General features: G+C 44.2%; 22 protein-coding genes. 5 read left to right on the top strand and 17 right to left on the bottom strand.

Annotated elements, in window-relative coordinates; genetic code table 11:
- Positions 1 to 5 precede the first annotated feature (5 nt).
- Positions 6 to 2,840, top strand: a complete 2,835-nt coding sequence (locus D1970_RS16465; protein WP_119113959.1) for a transglycosylase domain-containing protein — start codon at positions 6 to 8, stop codon at positions 2,838 to 2,840.
- Positions 2,841 to 2,886: 46 nt separating this feature from the next.
- Here D1970_RS16465 and acsA read toward each other — a convergent pair whose 3' ends face one another.
- Positions 2,887 to 4,605 (bottom strand): acetate--CoA ligase, encoded by a 1,719-nt coding sequence (gene acsA / locus D1970_RS16460; RefSeq protein WP_119113958.1) that lies wholly within the window; start codon positions 4,603 to 4,605, stop codon positions 2,887 to 2,889.
- Between the two features lie 298 nt (positions 4,606 to 4,903).
- On the opposite strand from acsA, the gene D1970_RS16455 reads away from it, so the two are divergent.
- From D1970_RS16455 to D1970_RS16445, 3 genes are read left to right on the top strand one after another with little or no spacing between them, the layout of a single operon-like run.
- Positions 4,904 to 5,536 (top strand): GNAT family N-acetyltransferase, encoded by a 633-nt coding sequence (locus tag D1970_RS16455; protein WP_119113957.1) that lies wholly within the window; start codon positions 4,904 to 4,906, stop codon positions 5,534 to 5,536.
- A gap of 32 nt (positions 5,537 to 5,568) precedes the next feature.
- Complete coding sequence (locus D1970_RS16450) at positions 5,569 to 6,216, top strand: acetoin utilization AcuB family protein (RefSeq protein ID WP_119113956.1); 648 nt, start codon at positions 5,569 to 5,571, stop codon at positions 6,214 to 6,216.
- Positions 6,213 to 7,388 (top strand): acetoin utilization protein AcuC, encoded by a 1,176-nt coding sequence (locus D1970_RS16445; protein ID WP_119113955.1) that lies wholly within the window; start codon positions 6,213 to 6,215, stop codon positions 7,386 to 7,388. The genes D1970_RS16450 and D1970_RS16445 overlap by 4 nt, the downstream gene beginning before the upstream one ends.
- Before the next feature lie 701 nt (positions 7,389 to 8,089).
- Here D1970_RS16445 and ccpA read toward each other — a convergent pair.
- The 5 genes from ccpA to D1970_RS16420 form a co-directional block, all read right to left on the bottom strand.
- Positions 8,090 to 9,088, bottom strand: coding sequence for a catabolite control protein A (gene ccpA / locus D1970_RS16440; protein WP_119113954.1), 999 nt, complete (start codon positions 9,086 to 9,088; stop codon positions 8,090 to 8,092).
- Positions 9,089 to 9,333: 245 nt separating this feature from the next.
- Positions 9,334 to 10,410, bottom strand: coding sequence for a bifunctional 3-deoxy-7-phosphoheptulonate synthase/chorismate mutase (locus D1970_RS16435; protein WP_119113953.1), 1,077 nt, complete (start codon positions 10,408 to 10,410; stop codon positions 9,334 to 9,336).
- A gap of 157 nt (positions 10,411 to 10,567) precedes the next feature.
- The gene (gene ytxJ / locus D1970_RS16430; protein WP_119113952.1) at positions 10,568 to 10,897 is read right to left on the bottom strand and encodes a bacillithiol system redox-active protein YtxJ; all 330 of its coding nucleotides are present in this window, start codon (positions 10,895 to 10,897) and stop codon (positions 10,568 to 10,570) included.
- 77 nt (positions 10,898 to 10,974) lie between these two features.
- Positions 10,975 to 11,439: a YtxH domain-containing protein gene (locus tag D1970_RS16425; RefSeq protein ID WP_119113951.1), complete on the bottom strand. Its 465-nt coding sequence runs from the start codon at positions 11,437 to 11,439 to the stop codon at positions 10,975 to 10,977.
- Between the two features lie 14 nt (positions 11,440 to 11,453).
- Positions 11,454 to 11,933 carry a DUF948 domain-containing protein gene (locus D1970_RS16420; RefSeq protein ID WP_119113950.1) on the bottom strand — a complete coding sequence of 160 codons (480 nt, stop codon included), beginning with the start codon at positions 11,931 to 11,933 and terminating at the stop codon, positions 11,454 to 11,456.
- Positions 11,934 to 12,128: 195 nt separating this feature from the next.
- Here D1970_RS16420 and D1970_RS16415 point away from each other — a divergent pair, with 195 nt between their 5' ends.
- Positions 12,129 to 13,244 carry an aminopeptidase gene (locus tag D1970_RS16415; protein ID WP_119113949.1) on the top strand — a complete coding sequence of 372 codons (1,116 nt, stop codon included), beginning with the start codon at positions 12,129 to 12,131 and terminating at the stop codon, positions 13,242 to 13,244.
- Between the two features lie 40 nt (positions 13,245 to 13,284).
- Here D1970_RS16415 and D1970_RS16410 read toward each other — a convergent pair whose 3' ends face one another.
- The 11 genes from D1970_RS16410 to D1970_RS16360 form a co-directional block, all read right to left on the bottom strand.
- On the bottom strand, positions 13,285 to 14,478 hold the full coding sequence (locus D1970_RS16410; protein ID WP_119113948.1) for an ABC transporter permease: 1,194 nt from the start codon (positions 14,476 to 14,478) through the stop codon (positions 13,285 to 13,287).
- On the bottom strand, positions 14,475 to 15,167 hold the full coding sequence (locus tag D1970_RS16405) for an ABC transporter ATP-binding protein (protein ID WP_119113947.1): 693 nt from the start codon (positions 15,165 to 15,167) through the stop codon (positions 14,475 to 14,477). The genes D1970_RS16410 and D1970_RS16405 overlap by 4 nt, the downstream gene beginning before the upstream one ends.
- Complete coding sequence (locus tag D1970_RS16400; protein ID WP_119113946.1) at positions 15,164 to 16,294, bottom strand: efflux RND transporter periplasmic adaptor subunit; 1,131 nt, start codon at positions 16,292 to 16,294, stop codon at positions 15,164 to 15,166. The genes D1970_RS16405 and D1970_RS16400 overlap by 4 nt, the downstream gene beginning before the upstream one ends.
- Positions 16,291 to 16,959: a YknW family membrane protein gene (gene yknW / locus D1970_RS16395; RefSeq protein WP_119113945.1), complete on the bottom strand. Its 669-nt coding sequence runs from the start codon at positions 16,957 to 16,959 to the stop codon at positions 16,291 to 16,293. Before yknW ends, D1970_RS16400 begins: the two co-directional genes overlap by 4 nt.
- A gap of 133 nt (positions 16,960 to 17,092) precedes the next feature.
- Entirely contained in the window at positions 17,093 to 18,394 is a 1,302-nt protein-coding gene (gene murC / locus D1970_RS16390) for a UDP-N-acetylmuramate--L-alanine ligase (RefSeq protein ID WP_119113944.1), read from the bottom strand.
- A gap of 258 nt (positions 18,395 to 18,652) precedes the next feature.
- A complete protein-coding gene (locus D1970_RS16385; protein WP_119113943.1) occupies positions 18,653 to 19,750 on the bottom strand; it encodes a nicotinate phosphoribosyltransferase in 1,098 nt (365 codons plus the stop codon).
- An 85-nt stretch (positions 19,751 to 19,835) separates the two neighbouring features.
- Complete coding sequence (locus D1970_RS16380; RefSeq protein WP_119113942.1) at positions 19,836 to 22,472, bottom strand: DNA translocase FtsK; 2,637 nt, start codon at positions 22,470 to 22,472, stop codon at positions 19,836 to 19,838.
- 227 nt (positions 22,473 to 22,699) lie between these two features.
- On the bottom strand, positions 22,700 to 23,491 hold the full coding sequence (locus tag D1970_RS16375; RefSeq protein WP_119113941.1) for a DUF1444 domain-containing protein: 792 nt from the start codon (positions 23,489 to 23,491) through the stop codon (positions 22,700 to 22,702).
- A 51-nt stretch (positions 23,492 to 23,542) separates the two neighbouring features.
- Complete coding sequence (locus tag D1970_RS16370) at positions 23,543 to 23,860, bottom strand: thioredoxin family protein (RefSeq protein ID WP_119113940.1); 318 nt, start codon at positions 23,858 to 23,860, stop codon at positions 23,543 to 23,545.
- A gap of 180 nt (positions 23,861 to 24,040) precedes the next feature.
- Positions 24,041 to 24,544: a hypothetical protein gene (locus D1970_RS16365; protein WP_119113939.1), complete on the bottom strand. Its 504-nt coding sequence runs from the start codon at positions 24,542 to 24,544 to the stop codon at positions 24,041 to 24,043.
- Between the two features lie 154 nt (positions 24,545 to 24,698).
- Complete coding sequence (locus tag D1970_RS16360; RefSeq protein WP_119113938.1) at positions 24,699 to 25,223, bottom strand: DUF84 family protein; 525 nt, start codon at positions 25,221 to 25,223, stop codon at positions 24,699 to 24,701.
- Positions 25,224 to 25,257: the final 34 nt, after the last annotated feature.

The following is a 25,257-nucleotide window of genomic DNA, read 5'->3' as shown; positions in this document are numbered from 1 at the left end:
ATACAATGAACCGGGAAAAAGAGAGATGGAAAGACCGATTTGACTCAGTCCGGTCCTATCTTACCGATAAACAAACAATCAGAGGAGCGCGAATAACGTATAATATCCTATGGAATCTGCTGCTCCTCTTCATCATTGTCATGGTAATTGGAGCTGGATTTGCTGGGGGTGTCGGTGCAGGCTACTTTGCTTCACTTGTAAAGGAAGAGCCGATCCGCCCCTATGAAAAAATGAAAAAAGATATCTATAACTATGAGGAAACATCAGATTTATATTTTTCGAATGATGTTTATCTCGGCAAACTGAGAACAGACTTGTACAGGGAAGAGGTCAAGCTCGACCAAGTATCCAACTATCTGGTTGATGCCGTCATCGCAACCGAGGATGAATACTTTTACCAGCATGACGGTGTTGTCCCAAAAGCAATCATACGTGCACTGCTCCAAGAAGTAACAAATTCGTCCACCCAATCGGGAGGCAGCACACTTACACAGCAGCTGATCAAAAACCAGATATTGACCAATGAAATCTCCTTTGAACGAAAAGCAAAGGAAATTCTGTTGGCTCTCCGCTTGGAAAAATTCTTCGACAAAAGAGAAATCCTTGAGGCCTATCTTAATGTAGCCACATTCGGGAGAAATGCCTCCGGCAACAATATTGCCGGTGTCCAGGCAGCCGCCAATGGCATTTTCGGGAAAGATGCGAAAGATCTTACACTCCCGCAGGCCGCCTTTATTGCAGGGCTTCCGCAAAGCCCTTTCGGCTATACGCCATTCTCAAGTGAGCACGGCAAACTGAAGGAAGACTTATCACCTGGGCTGGCCAGGATGAAAACAGTCCTGTCCCGGATGCATGCTGCAGGGTCTATATCCGATAAAGAATATAAGGACGCGATGAAGTATGATATCGCAAAAGATTATATTGCAAAGGCCGAAAATGGAAGCACTATAGAGGAGTATCCATACCTTACCTTTGAAATTGAAAAGAGGGCAACAGAAATCCTTGCAAAAGTCCTTGCTAAAAAAGATGGCTATGAAGAGAAAGACATTAAGAATGACAAAAACCTTCGGAATGAGTACTTGAGCAAAGCCGATAGAGATTTGCGCCAAAATGGCTATAAAATCCATACGACTATCAACAAGGACATTTATGACCGGATGCAGGAGGTTGCCGTAAACTATCCTCACTACGGAAACGCCAAAGCAGAACAAGTTCGAAATCCGGAAACCGGTGTACTGGAGACAGTAATGGAACCGGTCGAGCTTGGAGCGACACTAATCGAAAACAAGACAGGGAAAATTATCAGCTTTGTCGGCGGACGGGACTTCAAGCGGGAACAGCTGAACCATGCCACAAGCGCACTTAGGCAAAACGGGTCCACAATGAAGCCATTGCTCGTATACGCACCGGCAATGGAGCTTGGCAAGCTTCATCCCGGATCTGTACTGCCTGATGTTGAGGTATACCTCGATCCTGGCAGGCCCGGCGTTCCCTGGCCTCACAATTATGATTTGCGATACAGCGGCCTGACCTCAGTTAGGCATGCATTGACAAAGTCATACAATGTACCGGCAGTGATAGCTTATAAAAACATTTTAAGATATAACCCTGTCTCCTATCTTGAAAAGATGGGATTCACTTCACTGGAAAAAGAGGACTTTGTCAACCCGGCGGCTTCCATTGGCTCAATCGGCGGGGTAACGGTGGAAGAAAACACCAACGCTTTTGGTACTTTTGCAAATGAAGGGAAATTTATCGATGCATATTTAATTGATAAAATTGTTGATAAAGACGGTGGAATTGTCTACCAGCATAAAGTAAAGCCAGTCGATGTTTTCAGCCCGCAGACTTCCTATCTGACACTCGATATGATGCGCGATGTGATCAGCAGGGGAACCGCCACTGCCGTTAACAGCAGGCTGAAATTCAGCTCGGACTGGGCAGGAAAAACGGGTACCGGTCATGAATACCATGATTCATGGTTTGTCGCCACCAATCCGAATGTATCATTTGGTGTCTGGATTGGTTATGATACGCCTAAGTCGCTTGAAAGGTACTATAATGGGCTAACATACGGTGTCAGGACCAATTATTTATGGGCAGACTTGATGAACGCAGCTTATGATGCCGCTCCTGACATTGTCGATCCTAATGAGCGCTTCCAGATGCCTGGAGGAATTGTAAGTCGGTCATACTGCACAGTCTCCGGCATGCTTCCATCCAATGCCTGTTCAAAGGCTGGACTGGTTGCATCAGATTTGTTCATCGCCAAATACGCTCCATCCAAAGTTGATGATACTCTTGCAGTAAGTAAATTTGTACTAGTTGGAGGGAAAAGCTATTTCGCCCTCGACAACACGCCAGCTGAATTTGTGGAAACAGGAGGAGTCGTACTGAATCCTGAATATATGGAAAGCATTATTGGCCATAGAATTAAGAATCCAGCCCAGCTGCTTCCCCAAAAAGAGGCGTGGACAAACACCCTTGTAGCAAGTTCAAAGCTAAATGATAACGGTAGCACGCCTGCCCCTCCTAAGATCTCATCTTCTGGGGACAAGCTCACCTGGGGAACGCATCCAGAAAGCGATGTAGTCGGATACAGGGTCTACAGAGGAGGGAAAAAGGTTTCCAGCATTAAAGCAGGGACTGCCCTTTCCTATTCTGGAGGCAAAGGAGAATTTTATGTGACGGCAGTGGATGTTGCCGGCAAAGAATCAGGCCCATCGAACGCTGTCAAAATTGGCGGTGCCAAGCCAGATGAGAGGCAAAAGAAAAAAGAGGAAAAACCGAAGAAAACGACTGACGTGCCTGCTGCCGAGGAAACCAAGCCGGCAGAATAGCGAAAACCCCCATCCCTGAACGAGGATGGGGGTTTTTCTGTTGAACTCAGTCCTCCATTGAGGACAGATCGCCTGTCGGCAAATCCAATTCCCATGCTTTTAAGACGCGACGCATGATCTTTCCGCTTCGGGTCTTTGGCAGCTTGTCGCGGAAGTCAATCTCCCGTGGTGCTGCATGTGCGGCAAGTCCTTTTTTAACAAACTGGCGTATCTCCTCTTTTAATTCATCGGACTGCTCATAGCCATCTCTAAGGGCAATGAACGCTTTAATAATTTCTCCCCTGACAGGGTCGGGCTTTCCAATGACACCGGCCTCAGCAACTGCGGGATGCTCAACCAGCTTGCTTTCAACCTCGAATGGCCCAACGCGCTCACCAGATGTCATGATGACATCATCAATCCTGCCCTGAAACCAGAAATAGCCGTCCTCGTCAATATATGCTGAGTCCCCAGATACATACCAGTCTCCAGGCATAAAGTAGGACTCGTATTTTTGCTCATTTTTCCAGATTGCATTCATCATCGACGGCCAGCCTTTTTTGATGGCGAGATTACCCATTCTGTATGGAGGCAACTCACTCCCCTGGTCATCCACAATGGATGCCTGAACGCCCGGGATAGGCTTGCCCATTGAACCAGGCTTGATCTCCATGCATGGATAGTTGCAGATCAGCTGAGCACCTGTTTCTGTCATCCACCACGTATCGTGGATGCGCAAATGAAAGACCTTCATCCCCCACCTGACAACTTCAGGGTTCAGCGGCTCCCCGACACTCAGGATATGCCGAAGGCTGCCAAGTTTATATTTCTTGACGATCTCATCACCCGCACCCATCAGCATCCTAAAAGCCGTCGGAGCACTGTACCAGACTGAGACACCATAATCCTCAATCATTTTGTACCATGTTTCAGGATTGAAACGACCACCAATAATCACGTTAGACGCGCCCGCAAGCCACGGGCCGAAAATTCCGTACGATGTCCCCGTTACCCACCCCGGGTCTGCGGTACACCAATAAACATCCTCTTCCTTCAGGTCAAGGACCCATTTAGCTGTTTGATATTGCTGGATCATTGCATTGTGCTCATGCAGCACTCCTTTTGGCTTGCCTGTTGAACCCGATGTATAATGAAGAACCATTCCGTCAGTTCTATCCACCCATTCAATCTTCAAATCTCTGCTGGCTTCCTCAAGCTTTTGATTGAAGTCAATAATAGAATCTGATTCTTCTATTTCTGTTCCTACCAGGAAAATATGTTTGAGGTCAGGCAGTTCATCAACAGGCACCCTTCCAAGCAATTCAGGTGTTGTTACAAGGACCTTTGCTTCACTGTCAAGCAGACGATCACGGACTGCGCCTTCCATAAAAGCCTCAAACAACGGCCCAACAATCGCACCAAGCTTAATTGCACCAAGAACGGCGAAATAAAGCTCTGGAGACCGTGGCATAAAGATGAAAACCCGATCCCCTTTTTCAACGTCGCCATGCGATTTCAGCACATTACCTGCTTTATTCGTCATTTCTTTCATTTCTTTGAAAGTGTATTTTTCTTTCCTGATTCCATCCTGATAATAGAGTGCGACCTTATTTTTCCGAAATCCAAGGGCATGCTTGTCGATTGCTTCATAAGCCATATTGACTCTTCCTGTCTCATGCCAGCTAAAGTTCTTTTCTGCTTCATCCCAATTGAATTCGCTGTAGGTTTCTTCATAGTTTGATAAGTTGTACTGGCCCTTTATGGCTGGTAACGCTTCCACTTTCATTGACCCATCCCCTTTGGCAAATGATATTTATCACCCATTATAGTATATGTTTATTCTTTTCTCAATTTTTAAAATATTTTATTCTCTTTATTCGGAATCTATGACGAAGCAGTGTCAATGCAGAAATTTCCGTTTCTGTCCCGCTTTAAAATCTTAGTTGAACTCTTGCTGCCAGCCAGCAGCGGTTGTTTATCCCGCAAACTGTCATATATTACTGAAAATTTAGTGAAATCGCTTTTTTCTTCAAGATTTTATGTATAATAGGGTTACGGCAGAATTGTACCCGGGTGGTGACTGAATGGAACATAATAAAACGTATAATGCAAAAGAATTAAAAACTTCTTACGGACCTGTCATTATTGAGGGCCCGATTACTCCTGCTCAGCTTGCAGGATACGAGTTTCACCAAGATCTCGTTGCGTTCCGGCAGCCGGCCCAGCAACATAAAGCGCTCATTGAAATAGCAGGCTTGTCCGAAGGCAGAATTATTGTGGCTAGGCATCATCATACAGTTGTCGGCTATGTTACATACCTGTATCCCGATCCATTAGAAAGATGGTCCGAAGGCGGGATGGAGGATTTGATTGAGCTTGGTGCAATTGAAGTAATTCCCCAATTCAGAGGATGCGGTGTCGGAAAAAATCTTCTGACCGTGTCAATGATGGATGACGCAATGGAAGATTATATTATTATCACCACAGAGTACTACTGGCATTGGGACTTAAAGGGAACACGCCTGAACGTTTGGGAATACAGAAAGATCATGGAAAAAATGATGAACGCCGGAGGCTTGGAGTGGTATGCAACAGATGATCCGGAAATCAGCTCTCATCCTGCCAACTGCCTGATGGCACGAATCGGCAAAAGGATTCCGCCTGAATCGGTTCAGCAGTTTGACAGGCTGAGGTTCATGAATCGCTTTATGTATTAGCCACTGGAGAAAGTCTTGCAAGGAGGATTACCATGATAGTCGAGGAAATCATGAAAACGGATGTTGCTACTTTAACAATAGAAAACACGATTGAAGATGCAGTTAAACTGATGGAAAACAAGAAAATCCGCCATATTCCCATTCTCGACATTAACGGCATACTGGCGGGTCTTGTTACAGACCGGGATATCCGGGCTGCAATGCCTTCAATATTCCACTTTAACGAACATTTGGACGAGTTGAAAAATCCGCTGAAGTCTATTATGAAAACGGACCTGATTACCGGGCACCCGTTAGACTTTGTAGAGGAAATCGCCGCCCTTTTTTACGAGCACCATATTGGATGCCTTCCAATCGTATCGGATGAAAAACTGGCGGGGATCGTCACTGAAACTGATATGCTCCATACACTTGTCGAGCTTACAGGGGCTCTTCAGCCGGGATCCCAAATTGAAGTCAAAGTCCCTAACAAGTCAGGCATGCTGTGCAATATCGCTTCAGTGATCAGCAGCAGGAACGCAAACATCCTAAGCGTGCTCGTGTATCCTGACCGAAAAGATGAAAACTATAAAATTTTGGTTGTCAGAATTCAGACGATGAATCCAATCGGAATTATTGAAGACTTGAAGAAAGCCGGGCATGATGTCCTCTGGCCAAACCTCCCGGGGGTTTCATCATGACCACCAGCTCTGCCTTCATCTTTTCGGAAGAACTGCTAAACTACAAATTCAATGCCAGCCACCCTTTCAACCAACATCGGTTGAAACTGACCCTAGACTTGCTTCGAAAGAACGGAAGTATTTCTGACAGCCAGATTATATCGCCGCGAACCGCAAGCTTTGATGAATTATGCCTTGTTCATGACCCTAACTATGTTAATGCCGTCATGCAGGCAGGTCATGGTGAACTTGGCCAGACCAAAGCTGAAAGCTACGGCCTTGGCACAGAAGACACTCCCATTTTCCCAAACATGCATGAGGCAAGCGCCATGCTGGTCGGGGGCACCCTTACGGCAGTCGATGCTGTAATGACTGGCACTGCCGACCATGCGCTCCATCTGGGAGGCGGCCTCCACCACGGTTTCAGGGGAAAGGCATCGGGATTTTGCATTTACAACGACAGTTCAGTTGCCATTAAATATATGCAGGAAAAGTACAATGCAAGGGTTCTTTATGTAGATACAGATGCTCACCACGGCGATGGTGTACAATGGTCCTTTTACGATGACCCTGATGTATGCACGCTTTCCATCCATGAAACAGGCCGCTATCTATTCCCCGGCACAGGTAATGTAAATGAACGGGGCCAGGGGAAAGGCTATGGATTCTCTTTCAATATCCCTGTCGATGCCTTTACAGAAGACGATTCTTGGCTGCATGCCTACTCGAACGCATTGTCGGAGGTAGCAGCCTTTTTCAAGCCTGACGTCATATTGACCCAAAATGGAGCAGACGCGCACTACTATGACCCGCTCACGCATCTTTCCGCAACCATGAAAATCTACCGGGAAATACCAAAGCTCGCCCACAAGATTGCACATGAATACTGTGGCGGAAAATGGGTTGCCGTTGGCGGTGGAGGATACGATATCTGGAGGGTCGTTCCCAGGGCATGGGCATTGATATGGCACGAAATGACCGAAAACTCAAACTGTTATGGCAGTTTACCAGCGGAATGGTTGGAGGAATGGCAGCCAAAAGCACCTGTCAGCCTCCCGCAGTCTTGGGATGACAGTGAAAACATTTATCCACCTATTCCAAGAAAGCCGGAAATAACTGAAAAAAACGCCAAGACGATGGAGAAAGCACTATATCCAATCCGGAGCCAGAAACAGACAAAAACAATATTGTAAGAAAAGCGGAAGCGCCTTGTCCAGGGGCTGGAGCTAGACAAAAAGAAATGCGGAAGCGGCCGTTTAGGGGCGTATGGACTGGAGCACGCCGGCATGAGATAAAGGAAAATGTGAAAAGCAGAAGCGTCTTGCACAGGAGCTAAGCTGGAGAGTAGTCTTCTTATCTTATGAGAAAAAGGCCATCCCTTTTGAAGGGGTGGCCTTCAGACTGTCGGGAGACTTAATGTGCTTCGCTCAGATCTTAATGAGACAGTTTAAATTTTTAACAGGAAATACGATTTAATCTGAATCGATATGGGGATTTTTTACTGCAATTGTAGATAGAATGGGTTTTACCTTAGATAGAACGAGCATCACCGTAGATAGGGTGGGCGTAATCGTAGATATGCGGCTTAATAAACCAAAATCCATCTTAAAATGCATTTGTGAATCCGGTTACAAACGGGCCCGGCAATACTACTTGCCGAAAATGAGGATAAAAGTGTATTTTCCTCCTCAATATTCTAGAAAGCAACCACATTCACCGAAAAAATCTTCTAAAAAGGCCATAAACAAAAAGATCGCCTTTTCCCAGCTAAATTAGCTAGGCAATGACAATCTTTTTTTTGCTTAATCTTACTTCAAATCTAAAAAGTATCCGTTTTTCTATATTCTGACGGCCAACCTTAAGTTAAGGATGGCCGTTTTGTTTTGTAACCTATTTATTTTGTTGAATCCCGGTATTCAATCCTGTGAGGAAGGATGACGGTATGACCATGTACTGCCTCTTTGTTCATCAGCTTTGTCAAAAGCCTCATCGACACAGCCCCAATATCATAAAGAGGCTGGACAACACTTGTAAGCTGCGGCCTTACCATAAGGGCGAGCCTTGTGTTGTCTGAACTGATGACCTCGAAATCCTCCGGCACCTTATATCCATTGTCCATTGCTCCGTGGACCACACCTAACGCCATTTCGTCTGAGCCGACAATGGTGGCAGATGGCTTATCATTGAGCTCAAGCAGCTTCTCAATAGCTTCAATGCCTGAGTCATATGTATAGTCACCTTCAACGATAAGATTCTCATCAACTGTATAGCCTGATTCCTCAATCGCTCTTTTATAGCCAACCAATTTTTTTTCCTTGTTGATTGGTTCATGATATGGGCCGATGACAAACGCAATTTTCTTATGGCCTTTTTTGACAAGTGCCATGACCGAATCATATGTTGCTGTTTCATAATCAATATTAACGGAAGGAATCGTTTCAGTTTCTTCAATCGATCCTGCAAGAACAATGGGAACTGGCGACTTTTTAAATTCTTCCACATGGTCAGAAGTAATGTTCCCGCCCATAAAAACAATGCCGTCTACCTGCTTCCCAAGCATTGTGTTCAGAAGGTGCAGCTCCTTATCCATATTCTGGTCAGAGTTACTCAAGATGATATTGTATTTATACATTGTTGCAATATCCTCTATTCCGCGAGTCATCTCTGCAAAAAAAGGACTCGAAATATCAGGAATGATAACGCCGACAGTTGTTGTTTTCTTGCTTGCAAGTCCCCTCGCAACAGCGTTCGGGCGGTAACCAAGCCGGTCAATCACTTCGACTACTTTCTTCCTCGTGGCAGGCTTTACATTCGGGTTGCCATTTACTACGCGGGAAACCGTTGCCATTGAAACATTTGCCTCTCTCGCTACATCATATATTGTTATATTCATGAACACTTTCACTCCTTTATCTCGGGCATGCTTGTGTATTATCTTATTCTACAGCAATTGAAGCGCTAATAAACATTTTTTCGAGTTTGTGATACTGTAAACAAGATTTAATTATGCCCTTATGATACGATATCCTTTCATTTCACGCAATGTGAAGTATCTCTAAATTTTGCATTTCAAGTTATTAAGCCACTCAGCATGATAAAAGCCTCCCCAAAATAATGGAGAGGCTTTTGGCATGAATATTACAGGCGGATAAAAGATGCTTCCTGCAGAGCAGTGACAAAATCGTCAAACTGTTTAAGATCCATCTGCTGCGCATTGTCAGAAAGTGCAACCGCCGGGTCAGGGTGAACCTCGGCCATTACACCGTCAGCTCCGATGGCAATAGCCGCTTTTGCTGCTGGAAGAAGGAGGTCCCTTCTTCCTGTGGAGTGCGTAACATCCACCATAACAGGAAGATGCGTTTCCTGCTTGAGAATTGGGACAGCTGAAATATCCAGCGTATTCCTTGTAGCACGCTCATATGTCCGGATTCCGCGTTCGCACAAAATGATATTGCCATTTCCCTGCGCCATAATGTATTCAGCTGCATTAATGAACTCCTCAATAGTTGCGGAAAGCCCTCTTTTCAAAAGAACAGGCTTATCAGCTGCTCCCGCTGCTTTAAGCAGTTCAAAATTCTGCATGTTCCTAGCGCCGATTTGAATCACATCAAGGTATTCAACTGCCGTCTCGATATCATTTGGATGAACAATTTCGCTAATGACACCCAAGTCGTACTCCTTAGCAACCCTTTTAAGGATTTTCAGGCCTTCAAGCCCGAGCCCCTGGAAGTCATACGGTGAAGTCCTTGGTTTATAGGCGCCGCCGCGAAGCAGCTTAAACCCTTTTTCCTTAACGCTCGCTGCCACCTTAGCCACTTGTTCGTACGATTCTACTGAACATGGGCCGAAGACGAAGTGCGGAAAGCCGTCGCCGATTTTTTCTCCGTTTACTTCCACAATCGTATCTTCCGGTTTTTTCTTCCGGGAAACAAGCAAAGCTTTCCGGTGGTCATCCGCCTGAAGTTCCAGCCCCGCCTTGAAAATTTCCTTGAATAAATGCTCAACGGTTGAGCTCTCAAACGGCCCATTGTTATTTTCCTTGATTAAATCAAGCATGTGCCGCTCACGGACAGGGTCATAACGGTATACTCCCTGGGTTTCCTTGGCGCGCCCAATTTCCTGGACTAAAAGCGCCCTTTCATTAATAAGGGAAAGAAGCTGCAAATTCAATTCATCTACGCGTTTCCTAAGCTGATCCAGTTCATTATTACCCATATCGTCCCCGTCCTTTCACTATCGCTACTATTTTATTACGTAATTATATAGCATTCCCCAATGATTGTCACCAATTATCTTTATTAATTAAACGCTTTTAAGCGTTAAAGTGATGACCGGTTATTGATATACAAAAGCATCCATAAATCATGGATGCTTACTTGTTTTCTTCAAATGCCGCCAGAAGCGCACTTTCTGTAATTTTCCAATGTGAGGCGTGCCATACTGGATTAGAGCCGACAAACATAATAGCCTGCGGTGATTCGTGCTTAATCTGAAATTCATCGGCTATATGGCCAGACAAAAGTCTCGCTTCCTGTACTGCCAGATAATAACACTGGGCATCCGGAAGTGCTGAAAATTTTTCGAATTCCTCATAGGCTGACTGGCTAATCGGGCAAGTTAGGCTATGCTTTAATAAATAAAATGGCTGCCCCTGCTCGGTAAGCGCTGTAAAATCCGCTACGGTCTCAATCTTATTTAACATTAGAATTCCACTCCCCTTGTCATGACAAAAAATAAACGGTGAAGCAATTTTATCACTTCACCGTCTTGAAGACAAATTTACTGATTCAGTTTATTTTCTGTTTCATCAAAAGCCTTTTGGGTTTCCGCAAGCTTTTTCTGGATTTCTTCGCCAGTTGCTGTATGTGTCTGGCCCATGCTGTTTGTCTCGGCCATTGAAGTTGTAACATTATCCAAGTCTCCGGCAGGTCCTTCGTTTCCTTCAGAATTACCGCCCTTTACCTTGTTGAGGAGATTAGCAGATTGCTGTGTCAATGTACTGGCCTTATCTTTAGCTACAGATGCTAGTTCACCGCTTTTTGCCATAGCTGCTTGACGCAGCTTATCTGTTTTTCCAAGAATGGTTGTCGTTTGATCATTCAAGCAACTTCTCATTTCCCTTCCTGATTTTGGGGCGAGGAGCAAAGCCGCAAGAGCGCCTGCAAGACCGCCAATGACAGCACCTGTTACAAAATCCCTTGAACTGCTTTCACTATTCATTTTGCTGTTATATTCCCTGTTCATAGTCATCCTCCTTTTTAATAATTTGCCCTATCCTTGTTTCTTGATACAATATCTTCCCTTTCTAGCTGGTGCTGAATGGGTGTTGAACGCCTTGTTTTCCATTTGTCTTTCAGTTCAAGAAAAACATTGCTCCATTGGACAACCTGGGAAATCTTGTCCTGATTTTTGTCAATCTGTTGATTCACTGCAGAAGAAATGCTGTGGATAGATTGATTGAACTTTTGAACTGAATTACCGACATCCTTTACCGCGTCAACCACTCCGTTTAGACTCTCCGATTTCTTTTGAATGTCATCTGCCAGCGTATTGGTTTTATGTAGTAAGAGCGCTGTCTCCTTTGTAACTCCGTCCAGTTGCCTTTCAAGGCCCGAAAGAGTATGAGCTGCACTATCCAGCGTAGATTGCAGCGAGTTTAGTGTTTTTGCCAGATAGATAACGAGAACCAAAAACGCAACCGCGATGACAGCAACGCTCAAATACAAAATAATTTCCATGTGTTGAACACCTCCGTTAGCTTACTTCTTTCTTACCCGGACATACAGGACATAAAACCATATCGTTCCTTTGTATTCCCATAACCATGATTTCCTATTCCTTCTTCTTTTATCATAAGGATTAGATTCAGCAAAATCCAGTAGATTCGGTTACAATAATATTATGTTTTAAAAAAAGTCAATGGAGGTTACAGGATGAAGGACCCGCGTATCGAAAAACTTGCCAAAAATCTGATTAATTATTCAGTTAAGCTCCAAAAAGGAGAAAAGGTGCTGATTGAAAACTTCGGCCTGCAACGCGAGCTGGTGACTGCCTTGGTAAAAGAGGCCTATGAGGCTGGCGGTTTCCCGTTTGTACTATTAAAAGACCAGCAGGTTGACAGGGCACTGCTGCTTGGGGCGAAGGAAGAGCAATTCAGCATGATGGCCGACTTCGAGGCAAATGTCATGAATGAAATGGATGCCTATATTGGCCTGCGCTCTGGCGATAACATCAACGAACATGCCGATGTGCCTGATGACAAAATGAAAATCCATGGCTCAACAATTGGAAAAAAAGTACATAGAGACATTCGTGTACCAAAAACAAAATGGGTTGTTCTCCGCTATCCAAACGCTTCAATGGCGCAGCTGGCCAAGATGAGCACTGAATCATTTGAAGATTTCTACTTTAATGTTTGCAATCTTGATTATGGAAAAATGGATAAAGCGATGGACAGCCTTGCCAATCTTATGGACAGGACGGATAAAGTAAGGCTTACCGGCCCTGGAACAGACCTTAGTTTTTCCATTAAGAATATCAAGGCAGTTAAGTGTGCAGGTGAGCTAAACATTCCAGATGGAGAAGTTTACACAGCACCGGTCAGGGACTCTGTGAATGGCACCATTACCTATAACACGCCGTCACCCTATCACGGCTTTACATTCGAAAATGTCCGCCTAACCTTCAAAGATGGAAAAATAATCGAAGCCACAGCAAATGACAGTGAGCGGATCAACAAGATTTTCGATACAGATGAAGGAGCTCGCTATATCGGTGAATTTGCAATCGGCGTTAACCCTTATATCCAGAACCCTATGCAGGACATTCTTTTCGATGAAAAAATCGATGGAAGTTTCCATTTCACGCCAGGCCAGTGCTATGACGATGCATTCAATGGAAACCATTCAAACATACACTGGGATATGGTCAACATCCAGCGCCCTGAATATGGCGGAGGAGAAATTTATTTTGATGATGTATTAATCCGCAAAGATGGCCGCTTCGTACTTCCAGAGCTGGAAGGATTGAATCCGGAAAATCTGAAATAGCCAACAATGAAAAAGGCATCGAATCCGATGCCTTTTCTCTTTATTCATATCTGAGCGACTCGATAGGATCCAGCTTTGATGCCTTGTTTGCAGGCAATAGCCCAAACACAACACCGATGACCATTGAAAATAATACGCCTCCAGCAACCACTTGCCAGGAAATAAGGGATGGCCAACCAGCGAATACGCTAACAAGAGAAGCAACTCCCCAGCCGACGAGTATACCGATCATTCCTCCAATCAGCGTTAGGGTGATGGATTCAATCAAAAATTGCGTCATCACCTGGCCTCTCGTTGCCCCCAATGCCATTCGGATTCCAATTTCCCTCGTTCTTTCAGTTACAGAAACGAGCATAATATTCATGACACCAATTCCTCCGACAAACAGCGAAATTCCCGCGATGCTTCCGATAATCAATGTCATAATCCTGGTAACCTGGCCTATTCCCTCTGCAATCTCCTCCATATTTACCACCTGGTAAGAGTCTTCAGTATTATGAAGAGTATTTAAAAGTCTGGCAGCCTTTTTTCCTGCTTTTTGCAGTTCGTCTGCCGAGGCTGCCTGGAGGGTGATTTGCGAAAACTCACTCTTCCCATAAACCGTTCTCCATGTCTGAATCGGCATGTATACTTCCACGGAACTAAAACCAAACAAACCGGTCGGCTTTTCTAGTACACCAATCACTTCAACAGGCTGGTTGGCTATCTTGATGATTTGGCCTATTGGTGATTGTTCTTTAAACAATTCTTCCTTTGTTGAATGGCTAATCAGGCCAACCCGCCGGCCGCCAAGAAAATCAGAAGCAGAAAAACTTCTTCCTTTATTCACCTTTAAATCATTTAATTCTAAATAAGCATTATTTATCCCCGTTATGGATGCTTCGGCTGATTTTTCTTTATAGCTCACAGAAGAAAACTGAGAACTGCTTGTAACAACTTTCTTCACCTCGGGTATGCCTTCCAAAGCACGGACATCTTCTTGCCTGAAAGGGGGCTGATTCATGATATTTGGATTTACCCTCATCTCTTCTTCAGAAGGCTGGAAGAAGAGCTCGACTGTATTGCCTGACCCCGAAATTTGGGATTTCAGCATCGCTTCACCGCCCTGCCCTATCGCAACGACAATAATGACAGCACCTACGCCTATGATAATGCCAAGCATCGTCAAAATACTCCGCATTTTGTGAGCTTTAAGGGAACCAAGTGCCATGGATATATTCTCCATAAACTTCACTGCTCTGCCCCCTTACTCTTCATGGATGCCGACTGGATCATCCCATCCCTGACCATGATTGTCCGCCGGGCGTATTCTGCTACCTCCGGTTCATGGGTAACAACAATGATCGTCGTTCCTTCTTCATTTAATTTGTTGAAGAGCTCCATGATGGAGGTGCTTGTCTTCGTATCAAGCGCCCCAGTCGGTTCATCCGCCAGTATCAATTTAGGATTATTCACAATTGCCCTTGCAATGGCTACTCGCTGTTTCTGGCCGCCGGACAAAGCATTGGGCAAATGGTCCATCCTATCTTCAAGCCCCACCTTACGAAGTGCTTCCTTTGCTTTTTCGATGCGTTCATCCTTTTTCATGCCTGCATAAATCATCGGTAGCTCAACATTTTTCAATGCGGTCAACCTTGGGAGTAAATGAAACTGCTGAAAAACAAACCCGATCGATTGGTTCCGGACTTTTGCCAACTCGTTATCTTTGTATCCAGAAACATCCTCACCGCCAAGATAGTAAGAGCCTTCAGATGGCTTATCCAGGCAGCCGATCATATTCATCAAGGTTGATTTCCCTGAACCGGATGGTCCCATGATTGCAACGAACTCACCTTGTTGTATTTCAAGGTTAATGTTATTCAGGACATGCACATTTTCTTTTCCAATGGTGTACACTTTCGAAATGGATTCAAGAGCGATCATTGAACAGTCACTTCCATCCCGTCTTCAAGACGTTCAAGATCATTTTTCGCGACTTTGTCCTTTTTTGAAACACCATCCAATATTTCTATCTTATTTCCTGAAGCAATGCCCGTCTTTACCTTTTTCTTATTGACGACTCCACTTTTTACTATGTAAACATATTGCGCATTGCCATCATCCAAAACAGCTTCCACGGGCAGAAGATTCGCTTTTTTGCTTTCTGTCTCTATTTCCATTATCACCTGGAACCCCGGCTTCAGCATATCCGTTCCACCCTTGACCCCTGCTGTCACTTTATATTGGACAGCTTGATTCCCGCTATCCATACTTTGCTGTTCCTGCTGGGGTAGCGTGCTGACAGTCTTAATTTCACCTTGCCATTTCTGATCAGGAATTGCGTCTGTCTTTATACTGACTTTTTGCCCGGCTTTTACTTTCAGCGTATCAAACTCCGAAAGAAACCCAGAAATCACCATGTCTTCAAGTTTTCCTGCATGAACGATTGGTTCCGGTGCTGCGCCTTCCGCTAATGGTTCTGTTTCGGCATTTACTGAAAACACTTTACCGTCTATATTACTTTTAACCTCTAATTCTTCTAATTGCTTCGACAATTGTTCTTTTTGAAGGAGGCTTTGTTTCAAATCAAGGTCAGCCATTTTCTTTTCTGACTCGAGCTGTTCAATCTCTGAATCAAGCTCTTTTTTCGCTTCTTCGGCTTCTGCTCCCTCGGTCAATTCTTTTTTCTTCACATACATCTGATCAAGCTGTTTCTTCAATTGATTGATTTTTAAGTAGCCAGTCTCGATTGCAAGATTGTTTTTCTCGGCTTCGAGTTCGATTTCAGGGTTCTCAAATTTAACCAGCACTGTCCCTTTTATAATGTCCTGCCCTTCTTTTACCATGATTTCTTTTACTTTGCCTTTCTCGGGAGAGGCATAGACAATTTGTTCTGATTGCAACTTTACAGTGCCGGGAATCATTAGCTCTGATGAAAGATCTTCGTGCTTCAAGGCTGTTGTCTGCACCGATGGCCCTTCCGCAAAAGCCTGACGATAAACACTGACACCCACCATAAGAGCGATGAGGGCCACGACCCCCACCGCTATCCAAACTTTTTTATTCCTCATAGCTGCACCGAACTTATCAAACCGTTCAATGCTGAGAAGCCAACAGAAATCAGGAAGAAGATAATGGCAACAGTCCAAGAAAGTCCTTTAGAGAGCCTACCGACTTTTTGCAGGCCAATGGCGACAAGAATTAGATTCCAGATTGAAAAGAGCTCGATCGCACTAAGCGCCCCTGTTTTCTCCTGATTCAATAGTCCAGCAAGGGAAGTTACCAGGACTTCAGGATTACCTCCTATTGCCAAGTTTACAATTCCATTTAGTATAAGTCCTGTAATACTGATAATCATAATGTGAGAATTCATTGAAAAAAGCTGTTTAAATTTGACTTCGGAGCCTGCAATTTTGGCAATAGCCAAATAAATCGCACTGCTGATCAACACTGTAAATATCGGCGTGAGGAAACCTGTGATAACTGTCACGATTTTAGTAAAACCGACAACCGTTTCTGCCTGATCTTTCGGAGTTCCCATTTCGATAAAAAAGGACGCATCCATCCCCATTGCAATAAGGGCTGATCCAATTACACTAAGAATCGTCACAATCGCCAGAGGCATCCAGATTCTCGGATTCACTCTTATTCTCTCAAACTGATCTCCCGGGCTTGTATACATCCCCAGCAAAGAAGGCTTCGCATGTACAATTTTTGTTTCTGTTTGTGTCTCCATTGTTCTCCTCCTCGTCATATTCTCCTATAATACTACGAGGGATAACAACTTTAGTTTCAGTAATTTTGCATATTTTTCCGTAAATATCCTAAAAAAGGAGTAAGCGCAGCTTAAATCGCGCTTACTCCTTTTATTATTCATTCAACTGCTTTTCATATGCTTCCTGGAACTTCTGGATATCTCCGGCACCCATGAACAAAATGACAGCGTTCCGATGTTTCTTAAGAACTTCAGTGCCATCTTCAGCTACTATGGACGCGCCCGGTATCCGCTCCTGCAAATCTTCAATGGACAGCTTGCCATGGTTTTCCCTAGCTGAACCAAAAATTTCGCAAAGATACACTTGATTTGCCAGATTCAGGCTATCGGCAAATTCATTAAGAAAAGTTTGTGTTCTTGTGAAGGTATGCGGTTGAAACACTGCCACAATCTCTCTATCCGGATATTTTTGGTTCGCAGCATTAATTGTAGCCTTGATTTCGGTAGGATGGTGGGCATAATCATCAATGATGATTTGGTCCCCAATTTCCTTTTCCGAAAAACGGCGTTTCACTCCTTTAAAGGACTGCAGCTGCTCAGCGATCAGTTTTGAATCAATTCCTTCATAATGGCAAAGCGTTATGACAGATAGAGCATTAAGTACATTATGGTCTCCAAACGAAGGAATCGAGAAAGAATCGTAAAAAGTATTTCTGACGAAAACGTCAAAGGCAGTCCCATTTGTTGACTTGACGATGTTCCTCGCCTGGAAGTCATTTTCATCCGCGAAACCGTAAAACAGCACAGGGACTTTCGCCTGGATTTTTTGCAGCTGTTCATCATCCCCGCACGCGATAATTCCTTTTTTTACTTGCCAGGCTACTTCCTGGAAGGCTGAAAAAACATCATCAATATTCGCAAAGTAATCAGGATGGTCAAAGTCAATATTGGTCATAATGGCATAATCCGGGAAATACGACAGGAAGTGTCTGCGGTATTCACACGCTTCAAACACAAAATACTGGGCATCTCGCTCTCCTTTGCCGGTCCCGTCCCCAATCAGATAGGAAGTCGGCTTAGCACCACCCATAACATGTGCAAGCAAGCCTGTGGTCGAAGTTTTTCCATGAGTCCCTGTTATGCCCACACTGACAAAGTTTTGCATGAAATCACCAAGGAAGCGGTGATAACGGACAATCGGAAGGCCAAGTTTCATGGCTTCCTCGATTTCCTCATGTGTATCAGGGAAAGCATTCCCGGCAATGATCGTCATTCCTGGCTTTATATTATCCTTATCGAACGGAAGGATCTTTATTCCGGATTGTTCAAGGGCAACCTGGGTGAAAAAGTGTTTATCAATATCAGAACCTTGCACCTTATAGTCCATATCATGAAGAATTTGAGCTAAGGAGCTCATTCCAGACCCCTTAATACCCACAAAATGGTAAATATTCATTTAAAGAACCTCCAACAAACGTCTGTATGTAACACAGTATATGACAGTGCTATTAATTTGCTATTGAATTGCCTACTGAAAAACATCGGACAACTATATTCTATCTAATAATGAAACATTATATCATCTTTTTCCGGCAAAAACTATGGAATGCCGGTGGACGTTATGGTGTATAACCCGCCAGCCTTGTAACTTCCCTTTAGCAGCAGCCGATAAACCAGCTGACATATATAGGTATCACCGTTGCTGATTAACCCTTCATTCAACCCTCTCAAGCCTTGGGTTGGGCATCAGCTTCCTGCCGGCCTTAGCCTGGTGCTCTCCGTTCAGGAGTACGTTATCTCCTGTAAAACCGATATTGATTTTCAGGAGACTGCCACCTACCCCATACATATCAACAGGGACGCCGTTTTTCTCAAACTCAGTTATTCTCGTCTCATTAAATCCTCCGCTGACGACTATTTTAACATGCTGGAATCCCTCGTCATCGAGTGCTTTCCTCAGCGCAAAGATGAGCATCGCATTAACTCCCCGAGGATCGAATGTGCCGAGAAGATGCTGGTTGCGGACAAAATATTTATCAATCATGGTTCCTGAGGTATCTACGCGCACCCCTTTCAACTCACTGCCAAATGCCCTGGCCGCCTGGAGTGCATCAGTAATGGCATCATTATTATAATCGACAAGTGCAATCAAGTCATCCTCCGGGAAGGTTTCCTGGTAGGCCTTTGTTGCTGCGACGACATCTCCGTTGAAAAGCTGTATCAGGGCATGCGGCATCGTGCCCATGCCTTTCTTTCCCCACCACTCGCTCATTGCGTGCGTTGCCTGGGCTGTCGAGCCGCCGATGTAGGCAGCATAACCATCGCCCGCCTGGGTGGTGAAATGATCGTCACGGTCCCCCATAAAGATGACAGGTTTATTCTTTCCAGAGCAGTTGGCTGCTTTCACTACATTGTAAACATTTGTTGCCACCGATGTCCGCCTTGCCAGGATACCGTCAATCAAACCCTCAAGGTACCCAAAATCCTGGTACGGACCGGTTATTGTCAAAACCGTCTCAAACGGTTTGACTTTGTCCCCATCCTTCAGCGAATAAATTTCAAGTCCATCAGTATTGTCGGCAAAAGTTTTTACGAGTGCAATTACTTCATCCGTTCCGCACAGTACGGTCTCTTCTCTCTGGAAAAATTGCATGGTGACTATGTTGTCATTGAAGTATTTTTCGACAATTTCCCTCGTTTTCAGGAAGTAAACCGCAGAAAACCAACCGGCTTTCACCCTTTCATCAAATTTAAAGGTTTGGTTGGTAAGCCGGCTGATTTTTCCCTGCATTTTCAGTTCGATTTCTTTCATGATAAACTCCTTCAACATAGACCTTAACTTATTCAGACATAACCGTTACCGTTTAATGTGTAACGCAAATAAAGAATACCACTTATTAAACCAATGTACTAGTGTCTTGAATCAGTTCAAAATCAGCAGCAGTAATCAGGACATCCCTCGGCCTGCTCCCGCGCCCCTCTGAAATGAAACCTTGCTTCTCCATCATGTCAATCAGCCTGGCCGCACGGTTATACCCAATTTTAAAACGCCTTTGAACACTTGAAGTAGAAGCAGTACCCTGGTCGATCACGAACTCACAAGCTTCAAAAAACAATTCGTCTTCTTCTTCCGTTATCTGACTTTTCCTGATAAGCTCCTCCTGCTCGAACAAATAATGAGGTTCCCTCTGTTCTCTGACAAAAGCAACAATATCATCAATCTCACGGTCTGAAACAAAAGTACCCTGCAGGCGGAACGGTTTTGATGAACCGTTCTCCAAAAACAGCATATCACCGCGTCCAAGCAGCTTCTCTGCACCGCTGATATCTATAATGGTTCTTGAATCCACCTGGGAAGATACGGAAAAAGCGATTCTAGTCGGTACGTTGGCTTTAATCAGCCCTGTTATAACATCAACAGAAGGTCGCTGCGTTGCAATGATTAAATGGATTCCACATGCCCTGGCTTTCTGCGCAATCCTGCAGATTGCTTCTTCGACGTCCGCTGGAGACATCATCATTAAGTCAGCAAGCTCATCAATCACAATGACAATCATAGGAAGTTTTTCAGCGTATCGTTTATGTTCCATTGCGAGGGAATTGAATCTGCCAATATCCCTTACACCTGTATGTGCAAATAGTTCATACCTACGTTCCATTTCCTCAACTGCCCATTTCAACGCTGCAGTGGCCGCTTTAACATCAGTGATAACCGGGCTTACAAGATGCGGGATATGGTTATAAGGAGCCAGCTCCACCATTTTTGGATCAATAAGGAGCATCTTGACATCATCAGGATGAGCATTATACAAAAGACTTACAAGCATTGTATTGATGCACACACTTTTTCCTGACCCTGTCGCGCCGGCAATCAGGCCATGCGGCATTTTTTTTAGGTCCGTTACAATTGGGCTGCCGGAGATGTCAAGACCAAGCGCAACGGCCAGTGGCGAACCTGAGTCCATAAAGTGAGATTTACCTAGAATCTCACTTATTAGCACCGGCCTGCTTGATTCATTGGGCACTTCGATACCAATTGTATGTTTTCCGGGAATAGGAGCTTCAATCCTAATATCCTTTGCCGCTAAGCTTAGCTTAATATCATCTGAAAGGTTGGTAATCTTGTTGACCTTTACACCTGGTTCAGGCTGTACTTCAAAACGGGTGACCGAAGGCCCCTGTGTCATATTGACAACCTTCGCGCCAACATTAAAGTTTTTCAGTGTCTCATTCAGCAAATTTTCCTGGCTGAGAAGCCACTCTTCGTCTACCTCTTTATGGACTGGCGGATCCAGAAGGCTTAGCGGCGGAAAGTGATAATCACTGTCCTGCACTGATTCCTCGATTCCGCTTTTTCCCTGGTCAGCACGAGGTTCTGCTTCTTCATGTAGGGCAGGCGCCCGGGAATCTTTATTCTCAAAACCTTTTGGCCTCGTGATTGAAGGTACGTCTTTCCTGAAATCAAGCTTCTTTTTATCCTGCTTAAGCATAATAACATTGAATGGAACCTGACGCTGTGCCGCCTGAGGATTGTCAGCAGGCTTTTCAGGTGTCTCTTGAGTTGCTGGTATTTCTGGTGTTTCTGGGGTTTCTGGCGTTTCTGGTGTTTCCGGTATTTCAGGCGTTTCTGGTGTTTCCAGTATTTCTGGTATTTCTGGTACTTCTGGTACTTCTGGTACTTCTAGTACTTCTGGTATTTCTGGTATTTCTGGTATTTCTGGTATTTTCCGTGATTCCTTGGTCATATGGACTTCCTGTGCTGAATAAAGTTCCGGAGTTACAAGTGTCTCATTCTTTTCAAGTGTGAAAGGTGTCTCTTCTTTCTGTATTTCTTGTACTATATATTCCTCATTTGTTTTAAGCACACTAGGAACTTCATCCTTGAAATCATGTTCTTTTTGCTGATAATTGGAGTGAATATCTTTTTTATATTGAGCTTGATGAAAGTCTGACTCTCCGCTGCCTAAAATCTTTTCGCTTCCGGTTTTCTGCTCATTTTCCTTCAGCTGCCTGACTATATCAGAAACTTCATTCGGCGTGGACTTGTATATGTGTTCAGACTGTCCGCTTTTCTTCTCGGAAAAGCCAGTTAATTCGAATTCCACAGGGACATCCCGTTTAGGCCTGCTGAAAGCGTAAATGGGCGAAGGTATTTCTGTTGGCCGAAATGGCTGGCGGGACATAGGTGAAGGCCTGTCTTTTTCTTTCTTTTTTTCTGCACCCTTCTGTTTAGCTTGTGGCACCGGCTTCATTTCACGCCTTTTTTCAGGCTCCCTTTTCTTTTGCTTCTGCGTGACAGCTTCCCGTTTTTCTTTTCGCGGTTCCTGTAAATTCTGTTGGCTATCCGGAATAAGCGGGAATTTAAACTGTCCTTTCGGATACTGGTAAAGAATCTTTGTATCCATTTCTTTTTTTCCGTACTCTTGCTTACTCGGTCTCCTGTAAATCATCTCTTCGGTTTTTTGGTCTTTTATCTCGATAACCTCTTCTTCTTCGACGACGAAAAAGTGGTACAGCTTTTTTATCCAACTCAAATACATCACTCTTTCTGTTTTGTTTCATCCCTATTTTATCAGGTATTCGTCAATTTTCGAGATAAAATAACAAATCGGTTAATTTTGGGTCCTTCAGTCCCAAGTAACTGGAAGCTATCTTCCGAAGATTGTCTCACACATTCCCAAAAGATGGCATGAAAAAAAGTCCGCCTGGACGGACTTTTCTTCTCTAAATTTACTTTGACAAGAGTATCACACAAATTATTTCATTTCTTATTCTTGCCCATAATGAAAATCGGTTCAAGCTCGCCCTCTTCATACAGGAAAGATAATGCTGTCACAGGTACCCGCCCTGAAGCAAAGAAACTCATCGTCATTTGCGCAAGAACGTCATATCCCGTGTCATTCCTGATATCCGCTATTATCAGGACGTCCTGGTGGGGAATCGCTGCAGCCATTGTCCCTTCGATCCTCTGTTTCATGTTTTCCATCAGCGTGCTGTTCAGCACCCTGCTTGCATCATAACCATCATTCGTATTGAGGAAATAAAAAACATTGCCAGCCACTTTGTCTTCCTTGAACTCGGAAGAAAGGGAACGTACATTGAATAACGCCGTTTCCCTCACTTGGCTTTCACTCCACCCTTCACGGGAAAGAAGCTTCTTGTCAATCAGCCTGTAGGTTTTCCCCATGTCCAGTGCGTAATAAATCCTTGTCTCAGCTGTATGGCTGTCAAAGAAAAACGGCACACCTTCTTCTGCCTCAGCCGGAAAAGAGGCAGAACGAATGACAGGATAAATTTTCTGTTCCTGCCCCGACAATCCAACTTCTTCTTCCATGGCAGCAAGCCCTTCTGAAACATAATAGACGGTTTCGTCGATGGCTTTTTCCTTTTGTCCATGCCATTTTGCAACAGTTCCCGGGAGAGAGACTGTAATCCCTGTCCCCGTTTGAATATTTTCTATTCTAAGTTCATCTTTTTCACGGTCATATATAAATTTTCTGTTGGGATTCTCAAGCCTTTGCTCAAGCTCCCTTCGCATTTTTCTGCTATCCATATGTTCCCCTTTCTTGCGCGGGATGTCAGCAGGCGCCCAGGCAAATTCTGTTTAAGAAGGCAGCCCATCGATAAATTGTTCTATTTGTTCCTTTGTTTTCCGGTCCTTGCTGACAAATCTTCCTGCTTCATTGCCATCATGATAAGCAATAAAACTCGGGATACCGAAAACATCCATTTCAATGCACAAATCAATGTACTGGTCCCTATCTACATAAATAAATGTATATTGGCTGTATTTTGTTTCCACTTCGGGCAGGAACGGTTCGATCACCCTGCAGTCCGGGCACCAGTCTGCCGAAAATAGGAAGATATGCTTCCCATTGTTTTTTAAGCTTTCAAACTGCTCGATTGATTCTAGCTTTTTCATTCTCTTTCCTCCAATCCATCGCATTGCGTTGTATCTATTTTATACAGCATTGCAGGAAAAATAAACAAAACCGGCTTATGCTGAAATATTTTATTCCCTTCTGAAAGAAATACCACAGCCAAAAGGACGTGGTATACGCGCAGATTCTTTATAAAACTCGTTATCATTCAATCGACGGTTTTATTTGATACTTGCAGAATGGGCGATTTTCATCATGATCGGAGCGTCGGACTCAGGGCTTGACGTTTCTGTCGTCACTTTGATCCCGCCAATGCCAACAACAACCTGATAAACGCCATCCTTCTGCTCCTTTGAGAGCATGTAGCCAAACTTCCCATCTTTTTCAAAGGTTTTGTTTAAATCCCACTTCTTTAGCTGCTGAAACGATGACTCATAGACAACTTTGCTTTCAGGTTTTTCATGCGAGTTATAAAATAGAATATACTTCTTTGACCCGTTCTTCAGTAAAATATTATTAGGGGTTTCTTTATCTTTTTCAAATCCAAATGGCAAATAGTATTCTATATGTTTATTATGGCGATTCGGTTTCTCCTGCCCGCTTTGGAACTCCTTCTCAGCTGCCTTAAAGGCATTTTCCTGTGCTTCCCTGCCGGAAGATGAACAAGCACAGAGGAACATGATGGTAATAACAATCGGTAAAACGATCCACCTGCTTCTCCCCATACTTTCCCTCCTCTATAAGTATGTCTTATCCATCTCATCATACTTTCCGGCAAAACTGAAAACAAGGACTATCGAACGAAAAAAATGTCAATTTCAGAACTTTAATCATAGGTCAAAGGGCTTGTTCAGATTCAATCAAAAAAGAGACAGCTCCTTAGCGGGATGCCCCATTTTTCATTCTGTATTCATATTGTCCAAGCAAAAGATTCATAACATGCGAAAACATTTCCCCTCGGTTCACTTTTCCGTTTGTAAAAATCCCCACGGCTCCTTCGTTTTTGCGGATATTTCTTTTTCCTGCGTATTCATCCATCACAGGTCCGAGCTCTTCTCCGTCAAGCAGGCGGGAAGCAACTTCCGGAGGCAATGGAATCCGGGCCCCTCCGGCAATAACGGTTTCAAGGCCATCTGCTGCAAGTGCTCCCCAATTGCAAAGGTATAAACCGCTTTCTGTTACCTCGACTCCTCCTTCAAGGCCAATACCGATTTGTGCATCCTGAATTAAAAGAGCCGCTTCCGCCCGATTAACGGCTCCCTTTATTGTTTCCTCGTCTGACATTGGCTGGTTCCTCACCCCAGAAGGGATATCTGCACCTGCTATTTCGCAGTCGTACCCTTCAAATACATTCCTTACAGCAATTAGCTTGGCTGGATTCTTCGATCCTACTACAACCAGCATACTTGTCACCCTCTCTTATATTATAAAATGGAAA

This window comes from Mesobacillus zeae (assembly GCF_003570705.1).
Classification (GTDB): domain Bacteria; phylum Bacillota; class Bacilli; order Bacillales; family Cytobacillaceae; genus Mesobacillus_C; species Mesobacillus_C zeae.
The sequence above is the reverse complement of the archived record's forward strand: the minus strand, read 5'-3'. Positions and strand labels throughout refer to the sequence as shown.

Coding starts and splice junctions, on each gene's coding strand:
- D1970_RS16465 (WP_119113959.1), top strand. CDS start 6: ATGAACCGGGAAAAAGAGAGATGGAAAGACCGATTTGACTCAGTCCGG.
- acsA (WP_119113958.1), bottom strand. CDS start 4,605: ATGAAAGTGGAAGCGTTACCAGCCATAAAGGGCCAGTACAACTTATCA.
- D1970_RS16455 (WP_119113957.1), top strand. CDS start 4,904: ATGGAACATAATAAAACGTATAATGCAAAAGAATTAAAAACTTCTTAC.
- D1970_RS16450 (WP_119113956.1), top strand. CDS start 5,569: ATGATAGTCGAGGAAATCATGAAAACGGATGTTGCTACTTTAACAATA.
- D1970_RS16445 (WP_119113955.1), top strand. CDS start 6,213: ATGACCACCAGCTCTGCCTTCATCTTTTCGGAAGAACTGCTAAACTAC.
- ccpA (WP_119113954.1), bottom strand. CDS start 9,088: ATGAATATAACAATATATGATGTAGCGAGAGAGGCAAATGTTTCAATG.
- D1970_RS16435 (WP_119113953.1), bottom strand. CDS start 10,410: ATGGGTAATAATGAACTGGATCAGCTTAGGAAACGCGTAGATGAATTG.
- ytxJ (WP_119113952.1), bottom strand. CDS start 10,897: ATGTTAAATAAGATTGAGACCGTAGCGGATTTTACAGCGCTTACCGAG.
- D1970_RS16425 (WP_119113951.1), bottom strand. CDS start 11,439: ATGAACAGGGAATATAACAGCAAAATGAATAGTGAAAGCAGTTCAAGG.
- D1970_RS16420 (WP_119113950.1), bottom strand. CDS start 11,933: ATGGAAATTATTTTGTATTTGAGCGTTGCTGTCATCGCGGTTGCGTTT.
- D1970_RS16415 (WP_119113949.1), top strand. CDS start 12,129: ATGAAGGACCCGCGTATCGAAAAACTTGCCAAAAATCTGATTAATTAT.
- D1970_RS16405 (WP_119113947.1), bottom strand. CDS start 15,167: ATGATCGCTCTTGAATCCATTTCGAAAGTGTACACCATTGGAAAAGAA.
- D1970_RS16400 (WP_119113946.1), bottom strand. CDS start 16,294: ATGAGGAATAAAAAAGTTTGGATAGCGGTGGGGGTCGTGGCCCTCATC.
- yknW (WP_119113945.1), bottom strand. CDS start 16,959: ATGGAGACACAAACAGAAACAAAAATTGTACATGCGAAGCCTTCTTTG.
- murC (WP_119113944.1), bottom strand. CDS start 18,394: ATGAATATTTACCATTTTGTGGGTATTAAGGGGTCTGGAATGAGCTCC.
- D1970_RS16385 (WP_119113943.1), bottom strand. CDS start 19,750: ATGAAAGAAATCGAACTGAAAATGCAGGGAAAAATCAGCCGGCTTACC.
- D1970_RS16375 (WP_119113941.1), bottom strand. CDS start 23,491: ATGGATAGCAGAAAAATGCGAAGGGAGCTTGAGCAAAGGCTTGAGAAT.
- D1970_RS16370 (WP_119113940.1), bottom strand. CDS start 23,860: ATGAAAAAGCTAGAATCAATCGAGCAGTTTGAAAGCTTAAAAAACAAT.
- D1970_RS16365 (WP_119113939.1), bottom strand. CDS start 24,544: ATGGGGAGAAGCAGGTGGATCGTTTTACCGATTGTTATTACCATCATG.
- D1970_RS16360 (WP_119113938.1), bottom strand. CDS start 25,223: ATGCTGGTTGTAGTAGGATCGAAGAATCCAGCCAAGCTAATTGCTGTA.